We start from the raw sequence: 19,517 nt of genomic DNA, 5'->3' as shown, positions 1-19,517 counted from the left end.
TTCTTATTATACCAAGTCGCGTTATTCAGTTTTGTCTAAGAGTGCACTCGTTGAACAATCTGTTTTGGGGCAAGAGAGAATAGTTGTCTAAAGCGACGACTAAAATGCGCTTGGCTTTTAAAACCTGAATTAATAGCTACTTGATTTAAAGACTTTGGGGCGCTAAGCAATTCAAAGTAAGCTTGTCTAAGTCGCTCTCGGATCAAGTACTCATTCGCACTAAGGTCTGTGCTCGCAAATAATTTAAAAATGTAACGTTTGGACCATCCTGAGTAGTCGCACAGCATATCAATACAAAAAGCTTCGTTATTGGCGTGCTTTGTGATCAGCTGCTGTAAATCATGCAGTGGTGAAGAAATAAGGGGTGGGTGAAAACAAATTAGTAGTTGCAGTGCGATATCATCTTCAAACCATTTGGCGTGTGTTTTAGTCAGTACAGGTTTAGACAGCACCTGCATGAGTAATCGTGCCAGTTGGGGCGTTGCTGTAACTGACTGGCCATGTTGAAGTAGCTGCCCTGTGCGAGTGGTTAACCAGTCAATTGGGAAGTTAAAGCTAATAGCATGGTAATGTTCAGGAAGATGAAACACATGCTGCTGATTAGCTTCTATATACACCAACTGCGCGTTTGTGGCCGCTTGAATGGTATGCTCAGTTAACCACCAGCCATCTCCATTACTAACAAGAATTAGGCTGCCATAGTTACTAGGCAGAAGTTTAGTCACAGCCTCATTACGATGATAAACGATGCCATTGAGCTTTACTTGCGAAACACTAGTAGATAGGAGTGGAACTTCTGTGTGCAGCTCATCAGTAGATACATGACTATAAAAGTCTCTTTGTATCAGCTGATTGTAAAGGTCTAATACGATACTCATTAAAAAAACAGTGGTAGCCAATTCAAGCTACCACTGTACTTGTTTTTTCAATAAACCCCAAACGAAATGAGAGTTATTTGTAATATCATGAGTTAGTAGCTAGCGACCAGTGAAACGCCTGAGAAGCTAGTGTATCCGCGTAGCTTGATATAGTAAGTTGCCCCTTGTCCTGAGCTTAAGCTACATGATTCATTGTTTCCATTTAAGAAAGGTCTGCAATCGTACTGTGATGTGGTTGGCTCAGAGCCTTTTCTTACATACAGATCGGCATCACCAGAACCGCCAGAAGTAGATACGCTCAACGTAACATTTGCCGGTACATCAATGGTGTATAAAAGCTCTTGACCAGAAGTACCTGCAAGGCCACTTACAGGCACGCCATTTTGCAAACAGTTGCTGCCACAGTTACCTGGATCTGACGAGTAAGTACCAGTTAGTGTCGCATTTGAATAAGCAGAATACCCATTTAGCATCACATACCAATCACCAGCCGCTGGATTGTTAAAGTCGCAGGACTCATTATTTCCGCCAACAAATGGGCGACAATCATACGAATTTAGAGTTGGTTGACTCCCTTGCTTAACATAAAGGTCGGCATCACCTGAACCTCCAGCCAAAGAGAAGTTTAGCGCACTTGAACCGGCAGGTACTGCAAGTTTATAGAAAGTTTGCTGGCCAGCAGAGCCCGACGCGCTTACACCTTGGCCATTAACTAGCTCTATTACTGGATCTGGATCTGGATCTGGATCCGGATCATTGCCTCCCGCCAGCGTATATAACAGCTCATTAGGTGAACCACTCTGCGGGTTAGAGACCTTATCTTTAGACGCACGTTGACTTAGCAAAGTGTCAATTTGAGAAGGGCTTAAGCTTGGATCTTCATCCAAATATAACGCAATGGCACCAGCAACATGTGGCGCAGCCATTGATGTTCCACTGATGGTATTTGTTGCAGAGTCTGAGTTATACCAAGCTGATTTAATACTTGAGCCTGGTGCGTAAATATCAAGACAGTTACCGTAGTTCGAAAAGCTTGAACGAGAGTCGCTGCTTGTTGTTGAACCAACAGTGATAGCGTCAGCTGCGCGCGCAGGGGAATAGTTACATGCATTGCTGTTGTCATTACCGGCAGCAACAACAAAGCTAACACCTGCCGCAACCGCATTGTTAACCGCGTCATCAACGGCTTGAGAAGCACCACCACCTAAGCTCATATTAGCCACAGAAGGGCCTGAAGCATTGTTTTTGACCCAGTCAATACCCGAGATAACACCAGAATACGAGCCAGATCCATCACAACCTAATACTCTTACCCCAACGATATTTACATTTTTAGCTACGCCATATTCACCGCCGCCAATGGTGCCTGCGACATGTGTGCCGTGACCATTACAGTCAGTTGCATCGTTATCGTTATCTACAAAGTCATAACCATGTGATGCACGGTTGCCAAACTCATTATGACTAACACGAACACCGGTATCAATAACGTATGCAGTCACGCCTGAGCCGTCGAAGTCATAGTGATAGTTAGAGTCAAGCGGCAGGTTTCTCTGGTCTACCCGATCTAATCCCCAAGTTGGGCTTGCTTGGTCACCGTTTGTTGTTATCGGTGGTGTTACAGTTACCACCTGATCTTGTTCGATATACTCAATATTTGGGTTATTTAGTAAGCCCTTAAGCTGTTTTGCTGAGGCGTTGATAACTACGCCGTTTAAGACACCACCAAATTCTTTTGTAATGTTAACGTTATGCTTGTTTTGCAACGCTTTAGCTTGCTTATTAGCAAAAGCAGCAATTGCTTTGCTGTCTTTCACATTTAGTACAGAGGGTGTCGAAAATACGACGATGTATTGATTGTCTATTGCTTTTTCAGCATCTGCACTAAGGATTTTAGCCGCTTGTGCATTAACAGAAGTTAACCCTGCTAATACTGCAAAACTAATAGCACTTAATTTACGCATTTTGTTGTTCCTTACATATTGTTTTATTTAATTGTGTTTGCCAGCCAATTAATTATTAACGCTTGGTTGCCGTAGATACTCTATTCACCATACTTCCAACACACTTTCTTATTGTGAGTCTGAGAATAAAGCCAACCAAAGACTGCTGTACATAATTTCGACTGGTTACATTAGGATAGATCGAAAGTTTAAAAAATAAACAAAAAATACAAAAAAAATTTACAAAAACAGATTTAACGCATAAATATTCTCACTCATTTAATGAGTGATTTTTGCTTGTTTAGTTTTTATATTCAATTTATACAAATAGTTATTAGCTATAGTGGGGAGAAATATCATTGAGAATGAAAGGTAGGAATAGACGATTAATTTTTTCAAATGGTATGAGCTTTCCTAGCCGGAATTACCAAACTATTACCTTTTTGTTAATTTTTGGAGTTGGGTTTACCTGTTCAAGGAATGGCGAGGCTGTGCTGTGTATGGTGTTTAAGTACAAATAACCTTAATGCAAACATCCACTCGGTAGCGGTTCGAGGACAATGTTAATAGTTTTGCTAGTCAAATAGCTTATCTTTTGATTTTAAAGCTTAAGTTTTTCTGAAGTAGGAAGGTGTTAACCCCGTCCAGCGCTTAAATGCACGGCGAAAATTAGTAATGTCGTTAAACTGAAGCGCATTCGCAACTTGTTCGTTAGAATAGCCTTGTTCGGTTACGTAAAACATGGCCTGTTGGCGGTTAAGTCTATCTTTTTCATTGATAAATGTGGTGTTGTGTAGCTTGAGCTTACGTTTAAAGGTGGCTGCACTTACACCTAGTATCGCTGCGATTTGCTCGCTGTGGTATTTTGGGTATTTAAGTTGTAACCGATGCAATTGCGCAAGAAACCCTCTCGCTGGAGTAGGTAAGGCTTGCAACTGTCTGTTAACTAAATGGGGAAATGATCCTTTTTGTCGTTGAGTTAGCACTTGCGTATCCATAACAACAGCAAAGTCACTGTGTTCAAAGTGGTGAGGTAGATGTATATGACTCAGGTATTGTGCAACGGCTTTTGGTTTTGCATATGGAAACTGTAAAGTAAGCAAGGTGTCGGGACTGCGCCACTTTAGGTAGCCGCAGATAAGACTTGCCATCATTTCACATAAGAATCGTGTTACCACAGGAGTGCTTTCAGCGATGGCTGAAGAAAACAACAGGTGGCAGGTATCTTGGGTATGGAGTTTTCGAAAGTGGTAAAGCGGCATGATACTCAACCCCTTAAGCATGAGGATCTTTAGCAGTTGCAGTATGCTTCGGCAGTTGAATAAAAGTTCAGCGTGGTGGCTGACTAGGGTATTCAGTAAGTATTGGCCATATATAAAGCTGACTTCTTGACAATTTGCTTGAGTGCACAGGTTACTGACAATGGTTTCAAATTGAGCAAAGCTGATCGTCATCTGAGTTGAGTGTAAATCATCATAAAACAACTTACTGCCTTTTAAGATGATGTCGCAGTGGACACCTCGTTGTGCCGCCAACTCCACTAAAGGTAGTGCAAAGTAACGACTCGCGAGTTGCTTGGTGTGACACTCAAAAGTGCTCATTATGCGGCAGCCACTTTAGCTTGATTCAACGTATTAACTAGCTTGGCTATTAAAGGTTCAAAATCACATGCTGGTTCATTGACCTCAACACAGCTCCACCTCACGGCACTGAATTTTGGCTGGTTTTCGCCGTCATCATAATTGGCATGACGGGCGATAAATGCAGTCGCACGATTGGCAAAAGCACTAGCCTGAACGTAGTTGGTTTGCGGATGGAGCACAACAAACTTATCCGCAGCAAAGCGGCATAATAAGTCGCTCTCGCGCATACTCAGCGATAGCATGTCGGCAATATCGCGCAATAATTGATTACTTTTTTGCATACCATGCTGGCGAGAGTAAGCGGCAAAATCACAAATATCGAACAAGGTTAGACAAAAAGCACCACCGCCATTGGCAAGACGGGATTGTTCATGGCTGAATTGGTTTTGCATATACTCAACACTGTACAGCCCAGTGACGAAGTCGGTCATGCTATGGTCGCGATAAAAACGCTCTTTTTTCAATAGGGTTTGATTGAAAATGCTTTGCTCTTTGTACCAGTAATAGGCCGAAATACTCATTAGTACCATGCCAAAGCAAGCGGGGATCGCTTCAAAGCTAGTTAAATAATGTGGGGTGAACACTACCATTTCGTCTAAAAAGTCCCATAACATCGACACATACATTGCACTCAACCCTGCAAACAACAAGTTGGTGACGAGCCCTTTGGGACGAGTAAGTAAGGTTACTGCTATCCACAAGAGTGTCATTAAGGCCAGCCCACCTTCCCCAACGGTGTCGAGCCAATTAACGTCTGAGAGTGGTCTTAATACAGATGTTGAGGCCGTAATAGCGATGGCAACCAATGTAAGTGTCACCAAAGTTAGCCACCTCGATTTATGGAGTAAAACGGGTTGAAGTTTCATGTTTGTATTCAGTTAAAAGGTGGAGCGATATAGTAAAAATTTGCGCTTAGCGCTGACAGGGTCAATTTAGCTCAGTAAAGGCGATGTTTTTATGACAAAAACGACAATATTCTTGAATATCATTCTCGACACTCTGTGGGCTTGGGGGTCATATCGGCTCAAATCTATTCGAATTACTTGTCTATACGCTTGAGAATGGCTTAGAGCACGATTGAGTGAAATAAAAGCGTCACGTTTTCGCACTAGTGTGGCCGCAACGTTTTAGCGGGGCGCTAAAACTTTACTCAACCTGTGCGAGCAAAAAATGAAAAAAAATCTACCGACAAGCTTTACGCTTTCTGCAGTTGCGATGATCTGCGCTGGACTGACGTTAAGCTCAGCTGCAAATGCTAATACCCTGACTGGGCAAGTTAGTTCCGTATCACAACAAAGTCACTTTCAAGGTGCGAAAGTGGTGATCAAAGAACTAGATAGAACGCTTATCTCTGAGCGTGATGGCCGCTTTATTGCAACTAATGTCCCTGCGGGTAACTACACCCTTGAAGTAAGCTACTTAGGAGCTGAAACGGTCACTAAAAAAGTCACTATTACAGATAATCAAGTAACGAATGTGCAAGTTCAGCTTGGTTCTCAATCGGGCCAAATGGACGACATTATTGTTGTAGGGCAAAGAGCTGGTCAGGCAGGAGCATTGAACCGACAAAAAAATGCGCTATCGCTTAAATCTATTGTTAGCGCCGATTCCATCGGTCAGTTACCGGATCAAAATGCAGCTGAGGCGCTGCAACGTTTGCCTGGGCTTTCTATTCAACGAGACCAAGGTGAAGGTCGTTTTGTGGCAATCCGTGGGATAGATCCAAATCTAAACAACGTCACCATCAATGGTGCAAATGTACCTTCTCCTGAAGCCGGCGTGCGCTCGGTGGCGATGGATGTCATCCCTAGTGAGTTAGTGCAAAGCCTAGAGGTGAGCAAAACGGTAACACCGGATATGGACGCATCTGCGGTGGGCGGTAGCATCGAAGTAAAAAGCCTCAGTGCTTTTGACCGAGAAGGACAGAGCTACAGCGTGACGTTACAAGCCTCACATAACGAACAGGTGAGTGAGACAAGCCCAAAAGCGTCGTTTAGTTTCACCGATATTTATACCGCAGGAAAGGAGTTAGAAGTTGGGGTTGCAACCGCGGTATCTTGGTTTGAGCGTGAGTTTGGCTCTCACAACATGGAAACGGACGGTGGTTGGATGGAGCTTGAAATGGACGGTGTGAACTCAAACGAAGAAGTGAGCTTCTTTGGTGCTGAGGAAATGGAGCAACGTCACTATGGCATTACACGAGAGCGTTTAGGTGCGGCATTGAATCTTGATGTGCATCACAAAGGGTTTAATAAATACTACTTACGCACGCTCTATAGCAAGTTTTCTGACGATGAATTTCGTCAACGCAATGAGTACAAATTTGACAAAGGCGATGTATTTGCCAGTGAGTTAAGCCAAAATTCGGCCTATTTTTCAGGGGCTGAAATGGATAGAGATACCAAAGACAGATATGAAGAGCAAAGCATTTTATCTGTGGTTTTGGGCGGCGAAAACCTTGTTCGGGACTGGTTTATTGAATACAGCATCGGCTATTCGAAATCAGATGAAAGCGAACCAAATCGCTTGGATACGTCATTTACTGGAGAAGATTTTGCGCTAGGTTACGTCCTTGAAGGTAAGACACCCACGCTTTCAGCAGATGAAGCTTCTCAGCAGCTTAGCAATTTTGAAATCGATGAAATTGTCTGGGAGAACAACCTTAGCGAAGATGAAAACACTAGCTTTAGGTTGGATCTAACCAAAGACTTCATCTTACTTGGTCACAATGCGCAATTTAAATTTGGTGGCAAATATGCAGACCGCGAAAAATTTAATCGTGTTGATGCAAAACTATATGATGGCGGTTTTGATGAGCTAACAGCGCAAGACTTCGCAGCTAATGAGCCCGAGTATGATCTTGGGGCATTTGGTCCAGGTTTGAGCCGCGGTCAGATCCGCGACTATTTCTACAGCACCCGCAACGCCCTTGAGCTAAATCAGCTTGAAACCGACATCGAAACACAAGGTCAATCATACATCAGTGAAGAAACCGTCACCGCACTCTATGCTATGTTGACGGTCGATATAGATAAACTCAATGTTATTGCCGGGTTTAGATACGAAGACACAGATTATGCAACGAGTGGTAATCGCGTTGAGCTTATCAATGATGAAGTGAATGACGTTGAGCGTGTCGAGATCAATCAATGGCAAGTCGAAGATAGCTACGACCACTTGCTACCAAACTTAACATTACGCTATGAAATCAGCGACAAACTGATCACCCGTTTTGCCTACACACAAACTCTTGCGCGTCCAAGCTTTGAAGATGCAGCAGCATTTCAAATCATAGAAACAGAGACCACAGAAGATGAGGGGGAAGTTGAAATTGAGCGAAAAGCCGAAGTTGGTAACCCAGATCTAGACCCATATAAATCAACAAACTATGACTTCTCGGTAGAATATTACCCAGGCGCCATTGGGGTGTTATCCGCAGGCGTTTTCCACAAAAACATCGATAACTTTATTGCCAAAGCCGAGGTGCAAGATAACGGTCAGTGGCAAGGCTATAAAGAAGTTATTCAAAGCGTTAATGGCGGCGCTGCTGAATTGACAGGGGTGGAGCTTGCATACACGAAGAACTTCAAAAACGGTTTGATGTTTTCAGCCAACGGCACATTTATTGACGCTGATGATAACTTACCAAACCAATCCGACACCGTAGGCAATCTGATGTTTGGTTATGAAAATAACCAAATAAGCGCAAGGCTGAGTGCGTCTTACAAAAGCAAAAGCTTTTTGTTTGAAGAGAACAAGCAGCGCGTTTTCCAAGACGACCATCTGCAACTCGATTTAAGCATGAAGTACTTTTATACCGAACACACTCAGCTTTATTTCAACGCGATTAACTTAACCGACGAGCCAATGAGTATTTATCAAGGTGACACACGCTACAACTATCAGTACGAAACTTACGGCCGCTCTTTTGAACTTGGGGTAACCGTCACTTCATTTTAGAAAATAGAAGTGGGTGTCCTTATAAATTTAAAGAATTTAAAGAGACACCCATCAAATATAAATACGTGAGGAGGCAGTGCTAACACTGTGTGAAATAATGAAAACAACATCTATTGCTTTACTATTAGCGCTAAGTAGCGCAGGGCTGGTGCAGGCCGCGGAAAATATTAACTTTTTGGCCTTTGGTGATGGCGGCTATCATCCAGATTACCCAAAAACAAAGCACATCAAATCGCCTAAAAATAAGGCTGAATTTATCGCTGCCGAAAAGGCGGACTGGTTGGAAGAACATCGTCCAATTGAGGAGTTTAATCACGCGCCTATTTATGTTTATCCGGGGACCGAAACCGCAACGGAAGAAACTGGCGCATTAGTAGTCGGGCAGGCTATGGCATCGCTATGTGAGAAAAAACCATGCGACTTTGCTATCCAACTTGGTGATAACATCTATCCTGACGGCGCAGCGGCTAACGATGGTAAAGACGACCAAAAGCGAATGGATGACTTAATTTTAGGGCCACTAAAGCCACTGCTGATCCAAAATCCAAAACTAGTGGTGTACTCAGCTTTAGGTAATCATGACTGGAAAACCTCGCGTCGTGGCGTGAAATTACAGACCGAGTGGATGGCTAAGCAAGCTAACTTTCATATGGATGGCAAAGGTTATTACAGCTATACCCTTGGTGAAAAGGGCAATGACGTCGAATTTTTTGTGCTTGATACCAATATGTTGCTCTCTGGTCAGCATTATTACGAAATTCCACTAAAACCGGACGGAAGTGAACAGGGGTTGGCAAGTGCACTGGCGAGTGGTCAAGCCGAAGTTGAAGATATTGAAAAACATGAGCAACCGGTAAATGGGGAAGACCACAGGCAATTGGCTTGGCTGGCAAATGGACTGAAAAACTCAACTGCAAAATGGAAAATTGTATATGGGCATCATGTACTTTGGTCTATTGGTGGCACCAAATATGACGAAGCGCATGTGTTACGCCGACTAATCTTACCCGAACTATGTGAGTATGCAGATGCATATATCGCAGGCCATGAGCATGATTTGGAACTGTTAACGGACGACTGCTCGCGTGTACTCCCCGGAAACACAAAGCCTAAGTTACCACTTATTATCAGTGGCGCCGCTTCAAAAATGCGCGGCACGCATACACCGCTTGCTAACTATCAAGAAAAGCGTTACCCAGAGTACGACCTTGTCTGGAATAAAGCTTTTATTTGGGGCTTTGCACATATCGAATTAGATAACCAAAAGGACATGCTAAATGTGTCGTTTTACTCAACGCCAAACGACTTGAGCGGTCAGCTGGTACCAGAGCAAAGTTTTAGCTTCCCTCACCGTAGCGAGTAACTAATCAGAAGGCCATAAATATACGGTTTTCAGCGGTGACAAAGTGTGGGAAATACATCGAATGTAATGGTGTGTAATTGATAACATCCTTTTTGATGGGCTAGATTTAACAGGAGTTTTACATTTTAAGGACAGCATCATGCTACCGTCATCAATTACACGCACCAAACTCCAAGTGCTTGGAATGTCATTATTGCTTGCTACAAGTACATTGGCTGCGCCAAGTGCACTTGGTTACTCGAACGATACCTCTTGTAAACCGAATAACGATTGGTTTGGCAGCCCAGTGCCAAACCCTCCTGAAGGGGCAAATAGTCCATTTGCATTTAAAGATGGTAAAGATCTCTCGACAAACTGCGACTTTCATCAGTGGTCGTGGAATAAGTTTCTCTATTTAACGCAGCCCGAAAAGCGTGCTCCTGGTGGCTTGTTGATGTTTGGTCCTGGGTTCTGGCAGGTTGATAACGCGCTAAAACCTTACTTTGCGCCTTGGAATGATATCTTAAATCCAACCGGGCTTCGGCCTGCAAATGTGCTGATCCTAGAAGATATAAACCAAGCTGGATCTAATGGTGTTATTTATAGCAAGTTTGGTGGGACGCCCGTTCATTATTCGATCCACGTTAACGATACTTACATGAAATCAGCAATGTCTCATCCTAAAGCAGATAGTAAAGCTGAGTTTGCTGTGGGTTCGGTGGAGTTAAAGGTGGCTTGGATGGATATCAAAGCACTGAAGCAAGTCTATCCAAAGCTTGATTTAGCTGAGCATTTTTATATTCGTAAAGCGGTTTACCAAAAAGACAATAAATATAGTGGTACGGGAGAAGTGGCGCTTGTTGGCATGCATGTTGTCGGTGTGGTTGAAAATCACCCAGAATTTATTTGGGCGACGTTCGAGCATAAATTGAGCGCCCCCGATTACTACAGCTCTGAGGGAAAGTTTAAGAAAAGCACGGCTTACTTACAGCAAGATAAAGTAGTGAGTAATAGCCATGATCTGCTATTTTATCGGGGCGGAACTGAAGTGCAAAATGCACATTTAACGTATCCAGCTTCTGAAACTACGACCAACACCTTTCGTTTATATCAGTACGGCGTGCCAAACGGTAACCCCTATATAGCGGGTAATAATCCTGAGCTGGTGGGAAGTCAAACACAACAAGCTCAAGATGAAACTAACTTCAATAATATTACTGAACTAAATAGCTTAGTGAATGTAAAACTGGAACAAAATAATCCAGTTTGGAGTAACTACTTTTACGCCGGATCAATCTGGCTGAGCACGCTAGATTACGATTTCGCCAATGGCATTAGTGGCAACATCGTGGGTAAGAAAGCCAACGCGGCGTTACGCGGTTCATTGGCGGTTGCCAATATTACTATGGAAACTTATACCCAAACTTCCATCGACAGTGATGTAACAGGCAGTGAGCCACAAATTAAGTCGTCTAACTGCTTTAGTTGCCATGGTATCAGTGCCGGTGAGTCAACCATGCAGGTAAGCCATATTTACAATAGCTATTTAACATTAATGCAAAAGAGTCAGTAAATCAGGTTTCCTGAATGCGCATAGGCTCAAAATAGTAAGCCACCGATTTTAGCGGTGGCTTACTATTTCAAGGAGTTTAATCAATTTGCTTTATGGATTGCTTTATCTTATGCATTAGAAAGAACAAAACCCCTATAAAAATGATATTGATGAAAGCCATGATAACGGCTACTTGATCCTCTGAGTGCCCGCGAAAGTCAGACAGCAAATCAGCAAAGATAAATAGGCTATAAAACGTACCTGCTATATTTAAGCCCCATCCTCCAAAACGGGATGTCTTTACAAGCTGAGTGTAATCGCCAAGCTTTGCCATAATAAAGTGATACCCATACATCACACCAACGGCCGCCATCATTAAGCCGACTGCTGCATTGTCGCCTCGTTTATTTAAATAATATGCATCGAAACATAAAGCACCAACTGCAAAGATACTTATCAAAATAACAATGGCTTTAATCAAAAATTCAGCGACTGGGTTGGGCTCTCGCTTTGTTGAAACTTGAGATCTTGTCATCGTAACTTGCTGACCATTCCGTATTACTTGTTGCGGCTGTTGTTGATAAGCTTGACCATATTTGGGTTGTTGATTATTAACACTCACATCACTGATTGTACGAGTGGGCGTTCCTTCATCTAGAATATGCTCAACGCATTTCTTAATTAACTTTTTTATTGTCACAAAAACTCCTTGTTATAGAGATTAACTCGAGGTTTACCAAAACTCTTTATCTAGTGGGCGGTTATTTTTTAGGTCATAAAAGGGGGCTTGTTTTATTAAATCTTCACCTAATATTTGAATATGGTCTTCGTGGTCAAGATAGGGGCTTTCTATCGTTTCTTGCCAACCTTTGTAAAACGAACTTGGTATGGGCTGAGTGGTATCCATAAAACGGTGGATTTCACTCCACAGCTGCACGCTGCTGTCCATATCCTTTGGCTCCCAATCGGTTGAATAAAGTGTCTGGCGCTTAAGTGTTTTTGGGTATCGCAGTGGGGCTAAAAACGCCAAGTTATGCATCACACCTTTACCCGAGGAGACCTTTACAATATACAGTTCAACTTCATCAAGTGTTAGCGAGAAGCTCCCTTCGTTATTGCCAATGGGAAATGTGACGAGGCCGGTATTTCGGAAGAAGTCGACCCGTAGCACTTCAGAAGTATAGTGTTTAACACGGTAAACATAGACAAACAGGGACAAAGCAAATGCTAGTAGTCCCGTGGTGAGCCATAAATACAAACTATCACCACTACCGAAATAAAAAATAATTGAAAGTAGCGCGATGATGGATGCCATATAGGCAAATACAATGTTTGCTAATTTACCAGTCCGTGAAAAGTCGGCACCACCAAGCGCTACTCGCCTATCAGAAGAAAAGAGGTTATTTTGTTGGACTGGTTGAGCGTGAGAAGATACGGTAGGGCTCACTTTCAGCATGCCTTTACTAATGTTAAAGTCTCGTGGTATCGAGTCTTCTATTTTTAGCAGCGGTGTTTCTTCTATTGGCCGATCATGCACTACCTTATCTACAGGCGCCGAGGGAGTTAACGTTTGCGTCTCCTTTTTACCCTCAGTTTCCATGACCTTTTTTACTATTTTTTGAAGACCTAAAGCGAGTAACGCCACCACTTTTTTCCAACTGCGGTTATGGGTAGGGCTGACTTCCTTGTGGTGTGCTTTCATTGCTTTATTGCTACCAAATCACTTTGTCTAACGGACGGTCGTTTTCTAAATCGTAAAAAGGGGCTTGTTTTACTAAATCTTCACCTAATATGATTATTTTATCTTGCTCCGCAAAGTCACTGCTTTCGATTACCTCTTGCCAGCCTTTGTAAAAGGATGTGGGTATAGGTTGTGTGTTATCCATAAAACGATGGATTTCACTCCACAGCTCCATGCTATCTTCTAAGTCTCTTGGCTCCCAGTCGACAGGGTACATAGGTTGATGGCGAAGGCGTTTGGGGTAGCGCTTTGGCACCAAATAGGCCATGTTAAACTGAACCCCTCGACCTGCGGAAACTTTACCGATATACAAATCAACTTCTTCTAACGCTAACGAAAAGGTACTAACATTGTTACCAACGGGAAAGGTAACAAGGCCACTATGGCGAAAGAAATCAACACGGAGTACTTCAGCTGAAGTGCGTCTTATATGAGAAGTACGAATGAATATAAGTGTAGCCAGTACGCTGAGCGTACCACCTAACCAGAGAAATCTTGGATCAGGATTATGAAAATAACTCCAATAGCAGATCGCCACAACTAATATTGCCATATAAGCAAAAGCTGCATTTGAAAGCTTATCGATACGATCAAGGTCAACACTCACTAACTTAATACTTTTGTTTGAGGCCATAAGGCTATTTTGCGACAGCAAGAATCGACTGTTTAGCTGAGCCGGTACTCGCTCAAATCCCCCCTTTACTTTTTTACGTCTTGGTACAGAGTCAGCTATTGGTAGTAACGGGGTCTCTTCCACCGGTCGACCAAAATCAATGGGTGGTAAATTGTCCTCTGTATGTTCTTTTATCTCTTTAGGTGCTTTGGGAACTACCTCGGTTTCCATCACCTTACTTACTATTTTCCTAAGTAAAATAGCAGATAGGGCTGTAAACGTTTTTAGATTTAATTTTTCTTTCATTATTTGGCCTTTTAGTTTAATAGCCTTTGTAGCAACCCTGCTGCACTTAAACCATAATCATCGATCTCTACCTCTACGGTTTGTTCACTCCAAAGCCGTGCTTCTGAAATATTGCCATCTTGATCGCGATCTGGGGCTGGTAGCCTAAACTCTTGACTCGAGTTTGGGCTAATGGTTTGCCCCTTACCAAGGGGGTATTTTGTACAGCGCATACGCAGTTTTAACTTTGTGCAGTTTAGCTTGTCGAAATAAGGGTACAGCGCGATTTCGTCGAATTGTAACTGAAACCCGGTAAACTGAGGACTAACGGTAATTTTGACATGTTCCCAGAAGTGATCGATTGCAGTGGAGGCTTGCCCCTTTGCCGCTGTACTTAGCAAAGATTGCCATGGTTTATTGGAAGCTACGGGTTTAATATCGAACTCTAGGTCTAAATAACCCAGTTGAGATGCAGGAATATGCCCTGGAACCTGCATATTAAAGTTTACGATATGAAATTTACCACGTTTTGATATTTTATCAGCAACACGTGAAAAGGTGTTGAGCTGCATCACCTGGGATTCAGCCATAATAGATGGGGCAAATAGCGCGTCATAAAGTGCATGCAGAGCATATTCTGGGTGAGCCTGCCAAGAATAGGTTGGGTTGTCTGCTAGTAGCTTTTTTTCGCCACCTTCAAAGGCATTTTTACCCCAAGGACAGACGGTTAACCAGTTTTCGAGCGGATCTTTATGGATTAAATAGAGTACACCGTAGCCTATAAGTACTGCTATTAGACCATAGATACTCAACCTGCCAAATTGTAACATAACTGCAGCACGAGAATATTTGGCCAACACCATAGGTAGGCTATCTATGGCCATTCCCGCAAAACCAGCTGTCACAAGTAAGTTTCCTGTGGTTGCCCACACATCGCCCCGCTTATAGGCATAGTAAGCATCAAAAGCAGATATGGTCGCACTATATGCTGAGGCAAGTAAATTTAATCTACTCGTCCATTTCATTAACGACGCTTTACTCGAAAAGGTTGGCCCATATTTTTGTTGTGCGCTATTACTTCCAAAAACACGCCTATGGTGTTCAAAGGCGGCATATTGTCGTGGACTTAGCAAACCGGACCGCATTTGTGTAATTGCAGAATGCACTGAATAATGAATTGCAGCTAAATCAGAAGCGGTTCCAACTAAATCTGCAAATTTTCTATCAAATTTAAAATCATAACTTGAAACGACCTGCCTAACATTTGCAATTTCAAAGATATATAAAGCGCCTAATATACCCACCATTCCTCTTTTTAGCGACTGGCTGGATGCGGCCTCGGTAACAACTTTATTTTGCCATTTCTCTAGGTTTGCTGTTCGCTCTGCGAGATTTTTGATAGTGGTGTGTTGGTTTTCTAACTCAGTTGAATAGTATTTTGCATTTTGTACCGTGTCGTCATAAATTTGTTTTGCCCTTGCTGCTGAGGCTTCAGCAGACAAATCGGCGCCGGTTGCTTTAACCAAATAGGCAATGACTTTCTCTTTACTTTCAATAAAGGTGGTTGTTTGCGCTCTGTCTAACGATTGGGTTAGGAGTTCAAGGCGTTTATTCAAGTTCAAAACATCTTCCAAAGACACCTTATGGCTGGCGCCTCCGTATTTTATATTGACGTTTCGCTTTCTGTTCGCTCGTATCACCTGATTTAATTCTTTCACTTGCTTCTCGGCAGAAAGTTGGCGAGATTTGGGATCAAGCGGCATGTAACCTTTAGGAAAGTTACCATTTATATAATCGGAGACCCTCATTTCGACTTCAACAAGGTGCCCAGGTGTTGAGATATCTACTAATCGCATCAGTGGCTGTAATACATCCGCTTTTGCATCAATCAATTTTGCAAAAGGGTATTTGTGCCATGCATTATTGACCTTTACGAAGGTCGAAACTTGTTTTTGAGCTCGTGTAACCGACGCTTTTGCTGCTGCAAACTTGGTCTCAAGGCGTTGCAATCGTGCTCTTTCAACTTGTATCTTTGCGTCTAATTCTGCAGCTTTGAGTTGATGTTCTTCAGGAGTCAAACGCGATAGTTCAGACTTACGTTGTTCATACTCAGCTTCTTTTTTTGTCAGCTCATCAAGCGCTTCATCTCTTGCAAGCTCAGCCTCTTTCAATGCTTTTTGAGTTTGTTCATACTGCTGTTGAGTTGCGTTTGTGGCTGCTTGTGTTGCGGATTTTTGTTGGCCTAACGTCCCTTCGTGACTCGAAAGTTTATGGGCGATATCGGGGATCTCAAATACGCTAACGGCTAAACCAAAAATCACCTGAGAAAGTCGCCTGCCTAATTGTTCTCCTTCATTCCAATCTATTAATTCCTCTTGTTTATGGATCTTTTCGATTTTTGCGCTCGCAAGCTTAAGCTCAAAGCGGTTAAAGTCACGCTTTTCGTATTCACTTAGCTTATTTCCCGTAGGTTTTGGAAATAAAAACTGCGCAATTTCTTTTCCTGGTTTGCTTGGGTGTTGAGCTAGACATTGCAGAATAAAGTCTTGTCCTCGGTGGCCGCTACTTAGCGTGTGCCAAAACTCTTTGTCTCTATTAATTTGGGCTATTTGTGCTGCCGGATGGGGCTTCAAAACCAAAAATAAATCGGTGAGTAAGTCATAGGCTTCAAAAAACCTTAAGTCAGTTTGATGCGCATAATCCTTAAAGCACTCGGTAAATCCAGCGGCTAACGATTCTTGATCGAGAAAGTTAATGAGTTCATCAGTGAGCTCCGCTATATTTTCTGCAAGTTCTCGAAATGTTTTTTCCTGCAAAAACTCAAAAAAGGCCTCTTCATCTAAGCATTCTGTTCGCCATTCTTTAAGTTTGTTGGCAAAGTCGATGGCGTCTTCATCCGATTCGACTAGTTTTTCACCAGATGACTGTATTTCTATGTCTTTATCTAAAACGGCGTCCGTTTGCAGATAGAAAGTTTGCAGCATGTAAACTGCAAGCTCGTATTTATTACGTTGCTGATAGTCGATTTCACCTGTGTCGCTGTTTACACCAGAGAGGTGGTTCATAAGCGCTTCAATTTCAACCACCAAATTTTGAATTTTCACCACATACATTCGAGCCACATGGATCCCGTCAAAAATCGGCACTTGGGCGATTTTATCGCGCTCTGGAAGGTGCAGCTTTTGATGAAGTGTCGGGGTGTTAACTACTTTGCCTTGATCGTTATAGCCTGTGGTAAATTGCCCTAAGTTATCCAGCTTAATCATGCGCTGTGCTCTGAGCGCTGCTGCATCTCCTGGGGCGGGGCAATGTCTCTCTTCGTCAGCGAGTGGCGTGCCGGTATTTAAGCGCGGATCCTGTTCATTAAACCCGCCAAACAACAAGATTTGCTCCCATGACCACTGAACTTCAGACCATGCGATTTCTACGCTTACTTCGTTGCCATTTAGTTTATGCGGGACGAGAATGCTGCTGGTTGGCTTACAGGTTGCTGCACGTGTGCCTTGCGGTCGTGAGTTTGGCTTATTGGCCGACTTTTTCCAACTTAAAAAACCTTTTTGCCAATACAAATTCACATCTGAGAATAGCGCCGGAGCGTCAAAGTCTTCAGGTTCGATAACTTGTAGTTCACGCCATAAATAGCCATCGACATAAATATAGATAAATCCGCTGGTTACCGGAGAGGCTGATTGTAGTTGCTGCTCTGGCGTATCGTATAAAAATGGATAAATGTGTACCAGCTCAATGTCGGCATCGCTGCTTTGTTGGTCTACCGTGTTTGAAGTGTAAAGGGGGACCTTATAATAGCCTTCTTTCGTGCCATCAACCGAGGTGTCTTTGAGCATCAAAGAGACCACTTCTTTGTCGCTTGCATAGCCCTCAAAAACAAGTTCTCTAAAATTACTGTTAGCATTGGTTTTGGTTGGTAAAGTGTGGCTCATCCTATCTTCACTTCTTCATCGCTAGGTTTACTACTGCCCGACACTTTTATATTGATCTTATTCGTACCGGCTTGGCTTAGTGGCTCTGCACCAAGCACTACATCAAGGCCTGCAGGAGTGGCACCACTGGGTTGGTTTAATGGTGCGGGGGGCGTGTTTTTATTGTTAGATACCATTAAATCCCCCTGCCTAACCGCTGGTTTTCCCTCGATGTAAACATCAAAGCTGCCTTGCAGAAACTCTGCTTTCTTACCCAATGTTCGACTAGCGATACCTTTTTTATTACCGGGTTGGTCTCCCGTACTTTTTGAAAAGTTAGACTTGATATTGGCCGCACCGTTACCTTGAATTTTTACTGAGCTGGCAACGCTTGCTGCGTCTGATGAGCGAGCTATGTTACCGTAGGGAATAGGCACAACCACTTTGCCTATCTTCGTCAAACAAACGTCTACTGTGCTTAACACACCTCCGCTGCTGCTATGCACAGCGGTTCTACCGTTAATGAGAACGTTCGCGTTTGACACGATAGACGCTTGTCTGGCTTCGGCTTCAAAATCTCTGGCAACATCACTCTCAGTTCCTACTTGCCAACCCAGCTTAAGGGTTACCAAGTCTAAGAATGCTTGTGGGTCGTTAATTGGCAGATTAACATCCATTCCTGTTATTGGCTCAATATGTGGTAGAACAGCCGTTTGGTTTTGTTCATCCCATTGTGGTGGGTCGATGATGTAGTCAGGAATAAACTCATTGACCATTTGGCCGAAGGTAAAATCGCCGTATTTGGCCCTTTCGATTTCTTCTAAAAAGGCTTGCTCTCCCGTAGCGCGGTCGGGAAATATCGCAATTCGATAGGCTTGTCCAAGCGCTTGATTTCGCTTTGCACTAATATTTAATGGCAGTAAGGCTGGATTGTTGTGCCGCCAAGAAGCAGAACCTGAGGTTCGTAATTTGGCAGTTTGCGCGTCGACATTGTATTGCACGCTCTGGGCTTCGCTGCCTGCACCGGCGCCGATAAAGCTCATTATGTTGTCCTTAAATTATTCCTTTAGTCGTAGTTGTATTGATTTTATCTAATACAAACGGCGTAATTGTTCCGCATTGTCTGCGCTTTGTCAAAGTGTGAATTATTGTGAGCGTTTATTAACGTGAGCTGTATAAAACAAGTGCGAGTGGCAATGAAGGAAGATGTGAGCGGATAAACCACCTCACAATTGCAAAGTGGTTTGGGTCGACTTGGATTGAGCACTTCTAGGAATTAGGCAAAGCTTTCGTTGATAAGTTCTGCGCTATAGCCTGCATTGCTGATAATAGCGATAATTTCACTCGCTTCTTTAGTACTTGAAATTTCAACGATTTTATCGTCTAAACGTACATTCACTTGGGCTTGACTGTCTGCGGTTTGCATCGCTTCTGTGATCGCTTTCACACAGTGACCACACACCATTTTTTCTACTCTTAGTCTTAACATCATTATTTCCTTTCTAGGTAAAAGAGCGTGTACTGTGAAGCTTCCCTTGATGGTAAGGTCAACTAGTATTTAACAATAAGTATTCCTTTTTTATGCTGTTAGATAAATGAACAATTTTGTTTGACCTTACCATAAGGGTAAGGGTTAGTGT

At 43.0% G+C, this 19,517-nt stretch carries 13 protein-coding genes; 3 read left to right on the top strand and 10 right to left on the bottom strand.

Annotation, left to right across the window (positions count from 1 at the left end; genetic code table 11):
* Positions 1-35: 35 nt before the first annotated feature.
* The 4 genes from CEX98_RS03955 to CEX98_RS03940 form a co-directional block, all read right to left on the bottom strand.
* Positions 36-878, bottom strand: a complete 843-nt coding sequence (locus CEX98_RS03955) for a helix-turn-helix transcriptional regulator (protein WP_099640823.1) — start codon at positions 876-878, stop codon at positions 36-38.
* Positions 879-970: 92 nt separating this feature from the next.
* Positions 971-2,842 carry a S8 family serine peptidase gene (locus CEX98_RS03950; RefSeq protein ID WP_099640822.1) on the bottom strand — a complete coding sequence of 624 codons (1,872 nt, stop codon included), beginning with the start codon at positions 2,840-2,842 and terminating at the stop codon, positions 971-973.
* Positions 2,843-3,429: 587 nt separating this feature from the next.
* On the bottom strand, positions 3,430-4,422 hold the full coding sequence (locus CEX98_RS03945; RefSeq protein ID WP_099640821.1) for a helix-turn-helix domain-containing protein: 993 nt from the start codon (positions 4,420-4,422) through the stop codon (positions 3,430-3,432).
* A complete protein-coding gene (locus tag CEX98_RS03940; RefSeq protein ID WP_242441614.1) occupies positions 4,422-5,282 on the bottom strand; it encodes a GGDEF domain-containing protein in 861 nt (286 codons plus the stop codon). Before CEX98_RS03940 ends, CEX98_RS03945 begins: the two co-directional genes overlap by 1 nt.
* Positions 5,283-5,634: 352 nt before the next feature.
* Here CEX98_RS03940 and CEX98_RS03935 point away from each other — a divergent pair, with 352 nt between their 5' ends.
* The 3 genes from CEX98_RS03935 to CEX98_RS03925 all read left to right on the top strand — a co-directional run bounded on the left by CEX98_RS03935 (position 5,635) and on the right by CEX98_RS03925 (position 11,339).
* Complete coding sequence (locus tag CEX98_RS03935; RefSeq protein ID WP_099640819.1) at positions 5,635-8,424, top strand: TonB-dependent receptor; 2,790 nt, start codon at positions 5,635-5,637, stop codon at positions 8,422-8,424.
* 97 nt (positions 8,425-8,521) lie between these two features.
* Positions 8,522-9,787 carry a metallophosphoesterase gene (locus tag CEX98_RS03930; RefSeq protein WP_099640818.1) on the top strand — a complete coding sequence of 422 codons (1,266 nt, stop codon included), beginning with the start codon at positions 8,522-8,524 and terminating at the stop codon, positions 9,785-9,787.
* 139 nt (positions 9,788-9,926) lie between these two features.
* Positions 9,927-11,339: a hypothetical protein gene (locus CEX98_RS03925; RefSeq protein WP_099640817.1), complete on the top strand. Its 1,413-nt coding sequence runs from the start codon at positions 9,927-9,929 to the stop codon at positions 11,337-11,339.
* Between the two features lie 76 nt (positions 11,340-11,415).
* On the opposite strand, the gene CEX98_RS03920 is transcribed toward CEX98_RS03925, so the two are convergent.
* The 6 genes from CEX98_RS03920 to CEX98_RS03895 all read right to left on the bottom strand — a co-directional run bounded on the left by CEX98_RS03920 (position 11,416) and on the right by CEX98_RS03895 (position 19,369).
* Entirely contained in the window at positions 11,416-12,018 is a 603-nt protein-coding gene (locus tag CEX98_RS03920; RefSeq protein WP_099640816.1) for a hypothetical protein, read from the bottom strand.
* Between the two features lie 33 nt (positions 12,019-12,051).
* Complete coding sequence (locus CEX98_RS03915; protein WP_099640815.1) at positions 12,052-13,020, bottom strand: hypothetical protein; 969 nt, start codon at positions 13,018-13,020, stop codon at positions 12,052-12,054.
* Between the two features lie 10 nt (positions 13,021-13,030).
* The gene (locus CEX98_RS03910; RefSeq protein ID WP_099640814.1) at positions 13,031-13,978 is read right to left on the bottom strand and encodes a hypothetical protein; all 948 of its coding nucleotides are present in this window, start codon (positions 13,976-13,978) and stop codon (positions 13,031-13,033) included.
* Positions 13,979-13,989: 11 nt separating this feature from the next.
* Positions 13,990-17,898: a hypothetical protein gene (locus CEX98_RS03905; RefSeq protein WP_099640813.1), complete on the bottom strand. Its 3,909-nt coding sequence runs from the start codon at positions 17,896-17,898 to the stop codon at positions 13,990-13,992.
* On the bottom strand, positions 17,895-18,920 hold the full coding sequence (locus CEX98_RS03900; protein WP_099640812.1) for a DUF4150 domain-containing protein: 1,026 nt from the start codon (positions 18,918-18,920) through the stop codon (positions 17,895-17,897). The genes CEX98_RS03905 and CEX98_RS03900 overlap by 4 nt, the downstream gene beginning before the upstream one ends.
* A gap of 233 nt (positions 18,921-19,153) precedes the next feature.
* On the bottom strand, positions 19,154-19,369 hold the full coding sequence (locus CEX98_RS03895) for a heavy-metal-associated domain-containing protein (RefSeq protein ID WP_242441613.1): 216 nt from the start codon (positions 19,367-19,369) through the stop codon (positions 19,154-19,156).
* Positions 19,370-19,517: the final 148 nt, after the last annotated feature.

Origin of the sequence: Pseudoalteromonas piscicida, from assembly GCF_002744175.1 — a bacterium.
Taxonomy (GTDB): Bacteria; Pseudomonadota; Gammaproteobacteria; order Enterobacterales; family Alteromonadaceae; genus Pseudoalteromonas; species Pseudoalteromonas piscicida_B.
Note: the sequence above shows the minus strand (reverse complement) of the source record. Positions and strands in the feature narration are given on the sequence as shown.